General features: G+C 60.2%; 15 protein-coding genes and 1 pseudogene. 6 read left to right on the top strand and 10 right to left on the bottom strand.

Annotated elements, in window-relative coordinates; genetic code table 11:
• Positions 1-35: 35 nt before the first annotated feature.
• Together RHE_RS23925 and RHE_RS23920 are read right to left on the bottom strand one after the other, a co-directional pair.
• Positions 36-1316 (bottom strand): TRAP transporter large permease subunit, encoded by a 1281-nt coding sequence (locus RHE_RS23925; RefSeq protein ID WP_011427838.1) that lies wholly within the window; start codon positions 1314-1316, stop codon positions 36-38.
• 10 nt (positions 1317-1326) lie between these two features.
• Complete coding sequence (locus RHE_RS23920; RefSeq protein ID WP_011427837.1) at positions 1327-1890, bottom strand: TRAP transporter small permease; 564 nt, start codon at positions 1888-1890, stop codon at positions 1327-1329.
• 283 nt (positions 1891-2173) lie between these two features.
• Between RHE_RS23920 and RHE_RS23915 the strand changes: the two genes are divergently transcribed.
• Positions 2174-2812, top strand: coding sequence for a TetR/AcrR family transcriptional regulator (locus tag RHE_RS23915; RefSeq protein ID WP_011427836.1), 639 nt, complete (start codon positions 2174-2176; stop codon positions 2810-2812).
• Positions 2813-2825: 13 nt separating this feature from the next.
• Here RHE_RS23915 and RHE_RS32185 read toward each other — a convergent pair.
• The 3 genes and pseudogenes from RHE_RS32185 to RHE_RS23910 all read right to left on the bottom strand — a co-directional run.
• Positions 2826-3097 (bottom strand): annotated as a pseudogene (locus RHE_RS32185) (ATP-binding protein); the annotation flags it as partial.
• A gap of 322 nt (positions 3098-3419) precedes the next feature.
• Positions 3420-3608: a hypothetical protein gene (locus tag RHE_RS32180; protein ID WP_073990423.1), complete on the bottom strand. Its 189-nt coding sequence runs from the start codon at positions 3606-3608 to the stop codon at positions 3420-3422.
• 159 nt (positions 3609-3767) lie between these two features.
• Positions 3768-4487 (bottom strand): Ig-like domain-containing protein, encoded by a 720-nt coding sequence (locus RHE_RS23910; protein ID WP_011427835.1) that lies wholly within the window; start codon positions 4485-4487, stop codon positions 3768-3770.
• A gap of 632 nt (positions 4488-5119) precedes the next feature.
• Here RHE_RS23910 and rpsU point away from each other — a divergent pair.
• The 4 genes from rpsU to RHE_RS23890 all read left to right on the top strand — a co-directional run bounded on the left by rpsU (position 5120) and on the right by RHE_RS23890 (position 6724).
• On the top strand, positions 5120-5353 hold the full coding sequence (rpsU, locus tag RHE_RS23905; protein ID WP_011427834.1) for a 30S ribosomal protein S21: 234 nt from the start codon (positions 5120-5122) through the stop codon (positions 5351-5353).
• A 46-nt stretch (positions 5354-5399) separates the two neighbouring features.
• Positions 5400-5594, top strand: a complete 195-nt coding sequence (locus RHE_RS23900) for a hypothetical protein (RefSeq protein WP_020922903.1) — start codon at positions 5400-5402, stop codon at positions 5592-5594.
• Positions 5595-5613: 19 nt separating this feature from the next.
• Positions 5614-6183: an alpha-ketoglutarate-dependent dioxygenase AlkB gene (locus RHE_RS23895; RefSeq protein ID WP_011427833.1), complete on the top strand. Its 570-nt coding sequence runs from the start codon at positions 5614-5616 to the stop codon at positions 6181-6183.
• Positions 6184-6244: 61 nt separating this feature from the next.
• Positions 6245-6724 carry a pyridoxamine 5'-phosphate oxidase family protein gene (locus RHE_RS23890; protein ID WP_041678968.1) on the top strand — a complete coding sequence of 160 codons (480 nt, stop codon included), beginning with the start codon at positions 6245-6247 and terminating at the stop codon, positions 6722-6724.
• Between the two features lie 29 nt (positions 6725-6753).
• Here RHE_RS23890 and RHE_RS23885 read toward each other — a convergent pair whose 3' ends face one another.
• Positions 6754-7665: a LysR family transcriptional regulator gene (locus RHE_RS23885; RefSeq protein WP_042119776.1), complete on the bottom strand. Its 912-nt coding sequence runs from the start codon at positions 7663-7665 to the stop codon at positions 6754-6756.
• Between the two features lie 95 nt (positions 7666-7760).
• Here RHE_RS23885 and RHE_RS23880 point away from each other — a divergent pair, with 95 nt between their 5' ends.
• Complete coding sequence (locus tag RHE_RS23880) at positions 7761-8636, top strand: aldo/keto reductase family oxidoreductase (RefSeq protein ID WP_011427830.1); 876 nt, start codon at positions 7761-7763, stop codon at positions 8634-8636.
• Positions 8637-8764: 128 nt separating this feature from the next.
• Here the strand turns inward: RHE_RS23880 and RHE_RS23875 are convergent, their stop codons facing one another.
• The 4 genes from RHE_RS23875 to RHE_RS23860 all read right to left on the bottom strand — a co-directional run bounded on the left by RHE_RS23875 (position 8765) and on the right by RHE_RS23860 (position 13003).
• Entirely contained in the window at positions 8765-8956 is a 192-nt protein-coding gene (locus tag RHE_RS23875) for a hypothetical protein (protein WP_020922900.1), read from the bottom strand.
• A gap of 158 nt (positions 8957-9114) precedes the next feature.
• Positions 9115-10029 (bottom strand): polyphosphate kinase 2, encoded by a 915-nt coding sequence (ppk2, locus tag RHE_RS23870; RefSeq protein WP_020922899.1) that lies wholly within the window; start codon positions 10027-10029, stop codon positions 9115-9117.
• A 154-nt stretch (positions 10030-10183) separates the two neighbouring features.
• A complete protein-coding gene (locus RHE_RS23865; protein ID WP_011427828.1) occupies positions 10184-11836 on the bottom strand; it encodes a GMC oxidoreductase in 1653 nt (550 codons plus the stop codon).
• A gap of 84 nt (positions 11837-11920) precedes the next feature.
• Positions 11921-13003, bottom strand: coding sequence for an ABC transporter ATP-binding protein (locus tag RHE_RS23860; protein WP_011427827.1), 1083 nt, complete (start codon positions 13001-13003; stop codon positions 11921-11923).

Raw genomic sequence — 13003 nt, 5'->3', positions numbered from 1 at the left:
GGCCGCGTTGAAATTCCATCGCCGACACGGCGACATCAGTGTCCGAACCAGGCGACCGGAGCGGTCACCAGCGCAGGGAAAAGGACGAGCAGGAATAGAACGATCAGCTCGGCGATCATGAAGGGGATCACGCCCTTCATCAGTTCTTCCATCGACAGCTTCGAAACGCCGCAAATGACGTTAAGCACCGTTCCGACCGGCGGCGTTATCAGCCCGATCGAATTGTTGATGATGAACAGCACGCCGAAATAGACCGGGTCGATCCCCGCCTGCTTGATGATCGGCATCAGCACCGGCGTCATCACCAGGATCGTGGGCGTCATATCCATGGCGGTTCCGACGACGACGATGAGCACCATGATGGCAAGCAGCAGCAGCGTCTGATTGCCCATCAGCGGCTCGACGAGGTCTGCGAGTTCGCCGGGCACGTCGGCGACGGTGATCAGCCAGGCGGAAACGGCAGCGCAGGCCACCAGAAACATCACCACCGAGGTGATTTTCGCGGCCGCGACGAAAACCTCGAACAGCCGTGACGGCGGCAGCTCACGATAGATCACCATCGACACGAAGAGCGAATAGACCGCCGCGACGACACCGGCTTCGGTCGGCGTGAAGACGCCGAATTTCAGGCCGACGATGATGATGACCGGGAGCATCAGCGCCCAAATGCTCTCGACGAAAGCCTTCATCCTGATTGCGGCGCTTTGTTTCGGCGGCAAGGCGAACTGTTCCTTGCGCGCTACGATCAGCCAGGTGATGCAAAGGGCAGCGCCGATCATCAGGCCGGGGAAGATGCCGGCCAGGAAGAGTTTGGTGATCGAGACTCCGCCGATGACGCCATAGAGAATGAAGCCGATCGACGGCGGGATGATCGGGCCGATGATCGAGGCCGAGGCGAGCAGGCCGCCGGCGCGGACCGGATCGTGGCCGGATTTCAGCATCATCGGAAAGAGCAGGGCGCCGAGGGCGGCGGCATCGGCGACGGCCGAGCCCGAAAGGCTGGATAGCACGCAGGCCGCGAAGATCGCAACGAAGCCGAGGCCGCCCCTGATATGGCCGACCATGGCCATGGCGAGATTGACGATACGCCGCGAAAGGCCGCCTGTGTTCATCACCTCGCCGGCGAGAAGGAAGAAAGGCACGGCCATCAGCGGAAAGCTGTCGGCGCCGTTCAGCACATTCTGCGCGACAATCTGCGCATCGAACATGCCGAGATACATCATCAGCGCCACGCCTGTGATGATGAGGGCAAAGGCAATCGGCACGCCGAGCGCCATCGGACCGAGAAGAGCGCCGAGGAAAATGGTGACGGTCATGACGGCCTCCTCAGTGCTTCGGCGTCAGAACGGGAAACGCGGTCTGCGCGGGGTCTTCGAGTGCAGCCTGTTCCTCGCTGTCACGCACGAGTGCGGCAGTCGTCACATCGATGCGGTCCGTCGCGATCGCGAAGGCATCCCAGAGCAGGATGAAAAATGCCGGCACGCCGAAGGCGAGCCCGGCGCCGTAGAAGACGCCCATCGAAATGCCGGTCGCCGGGGCTGATACGTGAAGGTTGATCACCGTCTGGGCCCAACTGCCACTAATCATCAGCCACGTGGCGATCAGCATCATGCCGTAGCCGAGGAGCACGGCGAGCTTGGCGATCGGTTTCGGCAGGCGGGTGATCAGTGAGTCGACGCCGAGATGAGCGTGTTCGCGCATTGCGACGACGGCGCCGAGGAAGGTCAGCCAGATGAAAAAGATGCGCGACAGCTCCTCGGAGGAGGTAATGCCCCGGTTGAAGGCATAGCGAAGCACGACATTGCCGAAGACGAGCACCACCATGCCCGCCAGCAGCAGGGCGATCGTTACCTTCAGCGCGAAGAAATAAAAACCGATGATACGGGTCATTCGCTCCTCCCAAGCGCGGCCTGCTGCGCTGGCCGTCGACCGTCCGCTAGAGATCCGAACAGCTGCCGTCAGCGGATAATGCCGTTGTTGCGATCAATTCCTCCACTGGTCGCGCTTCCAAAATGTACTAACTAGTTCGTATGTCAAGCTCGATCTATTGAAACATGCCGCCAACATGAATAAGACTGACGGCCAGGGGAGATCGAGGCGTTCGCTTCGAACGCTGCTTGTGGGCAGAATTCCATATCTGCAGCAATAGTTTAGAAGGCTAGCGACCAGGCTTATGGCGGAACGGGGCGAAAACGGCCGGAAGAATGATCCACAGCAGACGAAGGAGGACATCCTGCTCGTCGCGACTGAGGAATTCTCGACGCACGGCTTGGCGGGCGCCCGCGTCGACGCAATTGCGGAAAAGACGCGCACGTCGAAGAGGATGATCTATTATTATTTCGGCAGCAAAGAGGGTCTTTACCTTGCAGTCCTTGAGCAGTCTTATCGCAAGATCCGCTCGCTGGAATCCGATCTGCATCTTTCCGATCTGGAACCGGAAGAGGCGCTGCGAACACTAATTGCAACGACTTTCGATCACGACGAGGCCAATCCCGATTTCGTCCGCCTGGTCAGCATCGAGAACATTCATCATGCCGCCCATATGCTTCGCTCCGAGGCGATCCGCGATCTCAACGTCTCCGTCATCGAAACCATCGCCGGCATTTTGCAGCGCGGCTTCGACCAGGGCGTCTTCCGGCGGAGGGCGGACCCGATCGACATCCATATGATGATCAGCGCCTTCTGCTTCTTTCGCGTCTCTAACCGCTATACGTTCGGCACGATCTTCCGACGCAATCTCTCGGACGGTGAAGCCATCGAACGCCATCGCGGAATGATCGCCGATGCCGTCGTCAGCTATCTGAAAAGCTGACTGCGCGGTCTCCTCAGCCACGCTGGGAAAGCAAGGGTATGGCAATTTCGAATTCAGCGCCGGCGCCGGTCGTCTGCCGAAGGCGGATCGTGCCGCCGTGAGAGCTCAGCATGGCATGGACGATGCCGAGCCCCATGCCGGTGCCCCCTCTTCACGGCGGGTCGAGAAGAATGGCGGAAAGATGCGGTCGCGGTTTGCCTCGGAAATACCGTTGCCGTCGTCACGGACGAAAATGAGGCCCGTTCGGGCGTCTGCCGAAACTGTGAATTCAAGCAGCGCGGCGCCTCCTTTCGCAGGCGATCCGGCAAGGTAGGCGATGTGAGGCGCGGCGGGATGTCGTTTTTTGCTCATGACGGGAAGATGCCGCGCCGGATTGCAGATTTTGTGCAGAGAGTGAGGAGCAATTCAGGAGATTGTCCGATCCGGGAGGTCATGGAGGGTCGCTCCAGCTCACAGCCGGCGCGACGGCGGATGGGAACTCACCAATCCCTCGGAAGCACGACAACGAACGTCACCCGATCAGGCGGTGCTTCTGCCGGTTCCCGGGGATGGGAAGTCGAGATCAACTAAGGACGCGGGAAATATCGCCGGTCGGCGAGCGAGAAACTCATCGGTATCGAGGCGCACGCCTAGCATTATGGAGTAACTCGCAGGCTGTCGCGAATGGTCCGAAGAGTTTGAGCAACAACGCCTGCTCCTCCACATCTATCCGATGGCGAGCGCAGAACTCGGTTACGGACCAGACTTTCGTCAGATCGGCCGTTTCGATTTGCTGAGGTTCGATGTGTTCGGTCAAGGGCGTGTCCTCCGAACATCGAGACTACGCCTGCCTCTCATTTATAAGAACTAGCTAAAAAGGATTATTTACCAGCCCTTACTCCCAGAGCGGCGCATCTACAAAAAAGCCCGCCGATTGCGCGGCGGGCGTCTTATCTCACTGATCTATTGCTGCAGATCAAACACCGACGCTGTCGGGATGAGCGTCCATGCCGAGGATGTTGAGCGTCACCTTGGCAGTGTCCGTATGGCCTTCGCCGTCGGAGATCTTGTAGTAGCGCAGAACTTCCGTGTAGGTCACGCCTGCATCCAGATCGGCCGTCAGATCATAGGTGAAGGAGCCATCGGCTTTGACGTGGAACGTACCGTAGGTGCCCTGAACATCGGTAACGGCGCCATTGTTGGCGTCTACCTGCTTGGTCAGGAACTGACGCAGGAACATCTTGCCGTTGTCGCCGGCAATGTCGTTGTCGAGAACGTTGCCGCCGATGGGGCTGCCTTCGGTGAAGCTGTAGACGTCGTCGACAGCAATCGGCTTGACCTGGGTGACGCCCTGAATGTTGAGCGTGAAAAGGCCAACATCGGTGTGACCGTTACCGTCGGAGATCTTGTACGATACCTTCTCCTGGAGCAGCTCGCCGTTGGTGAAGCCGATCTTGGCTGCATCGCTCAGAACATAGGTATAGCTGCCGTCCGGCTTGACGAAGAACGTGCCGTACTCACCCTGGATTTCGGTGACCTGGCTCATGCCGCCCTTGGCACCAACGCTCGCACCGTCAAAGGCGCGCAGAAACAGGTGGCCGTTGTCGGACGAATCGTTGGAAAGCAGATTTCCGGAAATTACATCAGTTTCTTGAAATGTTGCACTATCATCAGTTGCGTGAATCGGCGAAGCCATTAGTTACTCCTAAAATTGTTTATCAGCGGGCCAATTTGACCTTAGCGAGCCGCTCCTTTAACAACTTATTAATACTACAAGTCAATGGGTTATTTAACGCAAGGTTAACATTCATCTTTAACGTGTGTGGCCGCTTGTAAAACTCCTATTACGCTCTCCGCTTCAATCAAATTTGAAGCAATTTCGACCAATTTACACGCGGTAAACTTGAAAGAAGCTCTGCGGCGACCACGTTACGACAGCACTTTTCTGGCGCTGCTTTATGGTGCCTGCACGCCATTGCAATCCTTGACACCGGCACCTATTTTAAAGCCGACCCCGATCCCATCGGACACTCAGGCGGTGCCGACTCGTCGACGAAGGCTAGGGATCGTGGTGGGCGCCAGCCGGCGCGCTATGAGCAATCCCAATAACAACCGAATGATGCCGGCTGCGGCCGGCAGAGGATTTCTTTCGAACGACGATCGCAGCGACTGCAATGGCGGTCGCGGGCCGGCAGGCGCAAGGGCGGCATGCCCCCTCAAACTGCTGGGGGCTGAAGGGCATTTCACTGCCTCTTTAGCCGCAGCGCCTAAGCCGCGCAGTTCGGCTGAAAGGACGGTCGACATATCATCCAACAAGGAGGATTCGACATGCAGGTACTCGTCAGAGACAACAATGTCGATCAGGCTCTCAGGGCCTTGAAGAAGAAAATGCAGCGCGAAGGGCTGTTCCGCGAAATGAAGGAACGTCGCGCCTATGAAAAACCGTCCGAACGCCGCGTGCGGGAAAAAGCGCAGGCGATCAGCCGGCAGCGAAAGGCTGCACGCAAGAAGATGCAGCGCGAAGGACTGCTGGTCGGACGCAAGCGGACGGCCGCGCGTTAGAATCCTGCCCCGGTCTCAGCGATTATATTTCCCGAAAGGATAGACAATGGACGAATTGAATAGCCTCACCATTTCGGAGGAACGCCTCGATGATTGTCGCGATGTCGTGGAGCCGGATTTGCAGGAGCTGATCCAGCGCGCACTGACGTCGGGCTTTTCACGGGAGGAAATCCTCATAGCAGTCAGCGAATTGGTTGCGGAGGATTTCGCGATGGTCATGGAAACCCCGAGCGTGCATTGAGGAACACGCGGTGACCATGATGGAACAGAAGGATCTCTTTGGCGGGGCCGACGACGGCTTTCCCGAGGGTTTCCGATATTCGCGGGATTTTGTGCCTGCCGATCTGCAGAGCTCGGCCCTCGAAGCGATACCTGTCCTGCCGTTCAAAGCCTTCGACTTCCATGGGTTCGAAGGCAAACGCAGGACCGTCTCCTTCGGCTGGAGATACGACTTCGAGAGCCAGCGCATGAGAAAAACAGAGGAAATACCGTCATGGCTGCTCCCCATTCGCGAGATCGCCGCACGCTTCGCGGATATCATGCCGGAGGCGTTCGAACATGCTCTCGTGACGGAATACGCACCCGGCGCGCCGATCGGCTGGCACAAGGATAAATTCGTGTTCGGCCGGGTCATCGGCATCTCTCTGCTTTCGTCCTGCACCTTCAGGCTGAGGCGCCTGAACGGCGACAAGTGGCAGCGGCGATCGCTCGTGCTTGAACCCGGCTCCGCCTATATCTTGGCCGGCGCCTCAAGAACGCTCTGGGAGCATTCCATCCCGCCTGTCGATCGACTGCGTTATTCGATCACCTTCCGAGAATTGGCCACGTAAACCACGGGAACATCGGCTCCAGCAGATGGTTACTCCGTCTTTCGCACAAATGGAGATGACGATGGCCGAGCAGGATGACGCGACACGGGTATGGGAGTTGATCGACAGAATAGGGTTCTGCATGTTGACGACCCGCAACGGCGACAATCTGCGCGCCCGGCCGATGTCCGCCTATAGCGCGCAACTTGAAAACGCGGTCTATTTTCTGACCGATCTCGCCAGTCACAAGGACGACGAGGTCGCCCGCTGGCCGAACGTCTGCCTGGCCTTTGCCGACACCAAGGCGCAGAAATATCTTTCCGTGTCAGGGACGGCCGAGGTGCAGAACGATCGCGAGAAGATCCGTGAATTGTGGGCAACGCCGGCAAAGGCATGGTGGGACAATCCCGACGATCCCTCCATCCGCATCCTCAAGGTCACCCCGTCTTCGGCTGAATATTGGGACAGCCCCGGCACCATCATCAGCTATATCAAAATGGCGGCCGCAGCGGTGACAAACAGCAAACCGGATATGGGCGACAATGCCGAGGTCACGCTCTGACAAAAGGCGCGGAGGCTCGCCGACGGACATCAAGCCCGGTTGGCCGATGCCTTGACGAAGTCGATGAATGCCCTGAGCGGCGCAGGCACCAGGCGCCGGCCGGGATAATAGAGGAACGGTCCGGAAAAGCGCTGCCACCACGGCTCGAGGATGGGCTCAAGTGCGCCGCTGTCGAAATGCGGGCGCAGCCAATCTTCGAAAATGCAGACGATTCCTGTGCCCGCTATCGCCGCATCGACGGAAAGATCGGTCGCCCCGCCGACCCTGACGATCAATGGGCCGGTCGGTTCGATCCGCACCACCTCGCCGTCCCGCTCATATTCCCAGGGGGTCGTCAGCGCACCGCTGGCAAAACGGCCCAGCAAGCAGGCATGATCGAGGAGTTCACTCGGATGTTGCGGCCGCCCGTGGCTGTCGAGATAAGCAGGCGATGCCGCAGTGGCAAAGCGCTGGTGGCGCGGACCGATCGGAATCGCGATCATATCCTGCTCCAGCCGCTCGTCATAACGGATGCCGGCATCACACCCGACAGCGAGCACGTCGACAAAGCTCTCATCGGCGACGATCTCCATGCGAATGTCGGGATAGGCGGCGAGGAATGGCGGGACGATAGCGGGCAGCACCAGGCGCGCAGCGCTGACCGGAACGTTGAGCCGCAGCGAACCAGCCGGCGTGTCGCGAAAACGGTTGACCACGTCGAGCGCGGCCTCCACCTCCGTCAAAGCAGGGCCAAGCCGCTCCAGCAGACCCTTGCCCGCTTCGGTCGTAACGACGCTACGGGTCGTGCGATTGAAGAGCCTGACGTCGAGATCGGCCTCCAGGCGACGCACCGCTTCGCTCAAGAAGGAAGCGCTGCTGCCACTGGCACGCGCTGCCTCGCGAAAACCACCCGCCCGCGCCACTGCGACGAAGGCGTTGAGATCACTCAGGTCTGCTTTCACTGTTCGCCACTCCGCACAGCCCGTGCACATTGTACCCAATTATCATACGCGCCGCTACGGCGTAAGCTCGACCTCCTATTCAAAGGAGTGAAATCATGTCCATCATAGATCAGTCTGGCACATTCAATCTCGGCGACCACAAGGTGAGGCGACTTGGCTATGGGGCCATGCAGCTCGCCGGGCCTGGCGTGTTCGGCCCGCCCAGGAATCATGACGCCGCGCTTGCGGTGCTGCGCGAGGCGGTCGCAAGCGGTGTCAATCACATCGACACCAGCGATTTCTACGGTCCGCACATCACCAACCAGATCATCCGCGAAGCCCTCCACCCCTATCGCGATGATCTCGTCATCGTCACCAAGGTCGGCGCAAGGCGCGGCACGGACGGGTCCTGGATTCCGGCTTTTTCGCGCGATGAGCTGATCCAGGCCGTCCAAGACAACCTCCGCAATCTCAGCCTTGACGTGCTTGACGTCGTCAACCTCAGGATCATGTTCGACGTGCATGGCCCAGCCGAAGGCTCTATAGAAGCACCTCTGACCGTGCTTGCCGATCTCCAGCGGCAGGGCCTGATCCGTCACGTCGGCTTAAGCAACGCCACACCGAAACAGGTCGCCCAGGGCCGCGGGATCACCGAGATCATCTGTGTGCAAAACCAGTACAATCTGGCGCATCGGAATGACGACCGGCTGATCGACGATCTCGCCCGTTACGGCACCGCCTATGTACCGTTCTTTCCGCTCGGCGGATTTACGCCGCTGCAATCGTCCACGCTCTCCAATGTCGCCGCACGCCTGAGCGCCACGCCGATGCAGGTGGCGCTCGCCTGGCTGTTGCGCCGCGCACCCAATATCCTGTTGATCCCAGGCACGGCCTCGCTCGGCCATCTCAGGGAGAATCTCGCCGCCGCCGGATTGGCGCTGCCGGATAATGCCGTCGAGGAACTGAACCATATGGCTGACATCGCGGCCTGACGGCTGCCGGTGGTGCGATCGTTACGCCGTGTTCTCGCGCGGCGTGGCGATCTTGCCGGACGTGGTAGCGCAATCTGCAGGTCGGCCGCACCTTGTTGGCTGCGCCAACGGGCCGGCAAACGAGAGCATCAGGAAGGCTTCCGTGTCAGAAGCTCATAAGCCACCAGGGCCCCTGACATCGCCAGAAAAACCACGATTGCCAACGGATAATTGGCACTAGTGTTCGGATCGGTAAGCTTGGGAAGGCCGAGGACAGCGCCGGCCGCCAGAATCGCGGAGAGCACAATCTCCTGAACGATTAATCTCCAAAAACCCGTCATGACCAACCTCCTGTCATCTCCGTATTATCGGCCGATGGGACGCCCAGTCTTTATACTTCACGATGCAGCCGTTGGGAAACACGCATTGACCGCACGGTCCAGTGACCATGCGGTCTCGGTTTCAACGCTTCGGCAGCCGACTTGTTGCGGCTATGCTTTCAATATCGCTCCGGTACGTGCATTTCAGGCGGAACCGGCGCCCTGATGTAGTCGGCATGGCGGATACGATCCGGCAGCTGAATCTCAGGCTTCGGGACATCCTCATAGGGAATCTGGTCGAGAAGATGGGCGATGCAGTTCAGCCGCGCCCGCTTCTTGTCGACGGCCTGCACCACCCACCAGGGCGCCTCCTTGGTGTGTGTGCGCGCCAACATTTCTTCCTTGGCCTTGGTATATTCCTCCCAGTGGACGCGGCTTTCCATGTCCATCGGCGAAAGCTTCCACTGCTTCAGCGGATCGTGGATGCGCATCTTGAAGCGGAATTCCTGTTCCTCGTCGGTGATCGAGAACCAGTATTTGATCAGTACGATGCCGGAACGGACGAGCATCCGTTCGAATTCGGGCACCGAGCGGAAGAACTCCTCGAGTTCGTCAGGGGTGCAGAACCCCATCACGCGCTCGACGCCGGCGCGGTTGTACCAGCTGCGATCGAAGAGCACGATCTCGCCGGCGGTGGGAAGATGCGGGACATAACGCTGGAAATACCATTGATGGCGCTCCCGTTCGGTCGGCGCAGGCAGTGCCACGGTTCGGCAGACGCGCGGGTTGAGCCTTTGGGTCACGCGCTTGATCGCGCCGCCCTTGCCGGCCGAATCCCGGCCTTCGAAGAGCACGACCACTTTCAATTGCTTGTATTGGACCCAATCCTGCAGCCGCACCAGCTCATGCTGCAGCCGGAACAGCTCGCGGAAATAGATCTTTCGATCGAGCGTCTGCTCCGCCGGTTCGGTCATTCCTTCGACGACCAGATCGTCCAGCCGGTCTTCCTCCATCTGCATTTCCAGCTCCTCATCGAAGCTGTCAGCGATTTCGGCCTTTATCCGGCTGAGCTGGTCCTGATGTGTTTTAGACATGGGCTTTCCCTTCCTGCTCATTTGAAAGGAGCATGTCACTGCAAACTTTGTGTGACGGTTGAATAACCCCAAGCTCGTTCACTTGTTCGCCTCTTTCATCATTCCGTATGCCGGAGATCGTTTCGACCCCGGTCGCACCGAGGCGGAGGCGTGTCTAGAGCAGTCCCGTCCTGTAGCGGTCGACGAGGTAGCGGCAGGCGCGGATCGTCAGCGCCATGACGGTGAGCGTCGTGCCGGCGATGCCGCTGCCCGGGAAGGCGCTGGCGTCGGTGACGATGATGTTCGGGGCATCCCAGACCTGGTTGTAGGAATTGAGCACGGAAGCTTCCGGAGTTTCGCCCATGCGCGCACCGCCGGTTTCATGGATCGCCGCGCCCATGCACATGGTCTTGCGGAACCATGTGCGGAACATGAAGCGGCTGAAGGCATCGGCGTCGGGAAAGGCGCCCCTGCCCATCTCCTTGAGCCCGGTGGGCGAGCCGATGCATTCGAGATCGCCGCCGACCTCCCGGATCATGGCGATCAACGTCTCCTCCTGCCGGCGGAGCAGCCGCCGCTCCTCCTCCTGTATGACGCAGCGAATGTGCGGCACCGGAATGTTCCAGGCATCCTTTCGCTTGCCATCCAGGGTGATGCGGTTGTCGGCATAGGGCAGCATGCGGCCGAAGCCGAAGAAGGCGAGACGCGCATCGGTCTCCTCTGAAACCGGCGCCCTGCCGATGCTGCCCTGATAGTCGAAATCGCCGCGGGCGGCGTCACCCTCCCCGAAGCGCGGGATGAAGATCCCACCGGACGGATTGTAGAAGGGATCGACGGGAGCGGAACCGTCAACAGCCCAACCCTTCGCCTTGGAAAAGGAGCCGAAAGCGAGGCATGGAAGCTGATCCATGAAATAGCGTCCGAGTGCGCCCGAGCTGTTTCCGAGCCCATGAGGATGTCTTGCCGATGCCGAATTCAGCAGCAGCCGCACGCTCTCGATCGGCGAGGCGGAGAGCACCACCGTCGCGGCACGCGCCGTCGACACCTCTCCGCTATTGCGATCGACAAACTGCGCGCCGGTGGCGCGGCCGGTTTTTTCGTCCGTGGTGATGCGGCGAACGACGGCGTCATAGCGGACGCTCAGCCGGCCGGTCGTCTTGGCATCCCGCAGCGGTCGCGGCATGCGTTCGGCGTCCGGCGCGATATAACGCCAGGAGACGACGTGCCGTTCCGGCCAACGGCTTTCCACAGCCTGCTTGAAGATCTGTTCTGCCGGCGTCAGGTTGGCCGGTTTCGCATAAAGGCCGTCCGGCAAGGTCGGCACATCGTCCTTGTTGCCGTAGAGCCCGAGATAGGCCTCCACCTCTTCGTAGAACGGCGTGAGCTCGTCATAGGAAACCGGCCAGTCCACGCCCTTTCCGGTACGCGATCGGATTTTGAAATCATCGTCGGTCCAGCGCAGCAGCACGCGGCCGAAACTGTGCAGACGTCCGCCGCCCTGACGGCCGCGAATCCAGAGAAATGGCTCGCCTTTCGGCGTCGTATAAGGGTTCTTGCGGTCGTTGACGAAGAAGTGGCTGAAACGTTCGGTAAAGAAGGCCGCGCGCGCCTGGATCGGCTGGCCCTTCAGGGTGGCGCGTGCGCGCTCCCAGATATTGATGCTGCTTGCCGGCGCCTTCTTGCGCGCCGGGTCGAAATCTCTGGGGCCGACGGCCGGCCCGGCCTCAAGCAGCAGCACCGACAGCCCTTGGGCCGTCAGCTCTTTGACCGCGAAGGAACCCGCCGCGCCGGAGCCGATCACGAGCGCATCATAAACGATCTCAGACATGTCTTTTCAATTCCTGTCCTGGGGCAATTCCTCAAAGCAGCGCAAAGCGCATCCGAAATTGCGGGAAAGCAAAGGGATGGTGCGTCAAAGCCGCGACCCATCGGCAGCGAAGAGCGACGCCTTGGCGATATCTAGGCCCGGAGCCACGGCATCGCCGGGCTTGACGTCGATGTCGCCCATAAAACGAAGCGAGAGGCTCTGCTCCGTCCAGTCGAACCAGACGACGGTATCCGATCCCATCGGCTCGACGACGGAAACGCGGCCAGGAATGGTGGGCAGCCCGCTTACCGCCCCGTCGAGCACAAGGTGCTCGGGGCGAACTCCTAACGTAACAGGCCCTTCCGCCGTCGCGGCCCGGAAAGCATATCCCGAGAGATCGACGACGAGCCCGTTGCTCCGGAAGACCGGCGAGGCGCCGTCGCGTTCGATCCGGCCCTCGATGAAATTCATCGCCGGAGCACCGATGAAGCCGGCGACGAAGAGGTTGGCCGGACGGCGGTAGATCTCCGCCGGCGAGGAGAGCTGCTGGATCACGCCGTCGCGCATGATGGCGATGCGATCGGCGAGCGTCAGCGCTTCGACCTGATCATGAGTCACATAGATCATGGTATTGCCGAGGCTCTGATGCAGCTTTTTGATCTCGACGCGCAATTCGTTGCGCAGCTTGGCGTCGAGATTTGACAGCGGTTCGTCGAAGAGGAACACATCCACTTCCCGCACCAGCGCCCGGCCGATGGCGACGCGCTGGCGCTGACCGCCTGATAGTTCGGCAGGGCGCCGATCGAGCAGCGTATCGAGGTGGAGGAGGGCGGCGGTGCGCGTGACGCGCGCTTCGATCTCGGCCTTGGGCAGGCCGGCGACACGGAGCCCGAAGGAGAGATTCTTGCGCACCGACATGCGCGGATAGAGCGCGTAGGACTGGAAGACCATGCCGATGCCGCGATCCTTCGGCTCCTCCCAGCTGACGTTCCTGCCGGAGATCCACACCTCGCCCGCCGTAATGTCCTGCAGGCCGGCAATAGCGTTCAAAAGCGTGGACTTGCCGCAGCCGGAAGGGCCGAGCAGCACCAGGAACTCGCGGGGCGCGACGTCGATCGACATCTTCTCGATCACCGTATGGTGGCCATAGGCGATCTTCAGGTCCTTGACGGAGACGGCGGATTGCAT

Source organism: Rhizobium etli CFN 42, from assembly GCF_000092045.1.
GTDB lineage: Bacteria > Pseudomonadota > Alphaproteobacteria > Rhizobiales > Rhizobiaceae > Rhizobium > Rhizobium etli.
The sequence above is the reverse complement of the archived record's forward strand: the minus strand, read 5'-3'. Positions and strand labels throughout refer to the sequence as shown.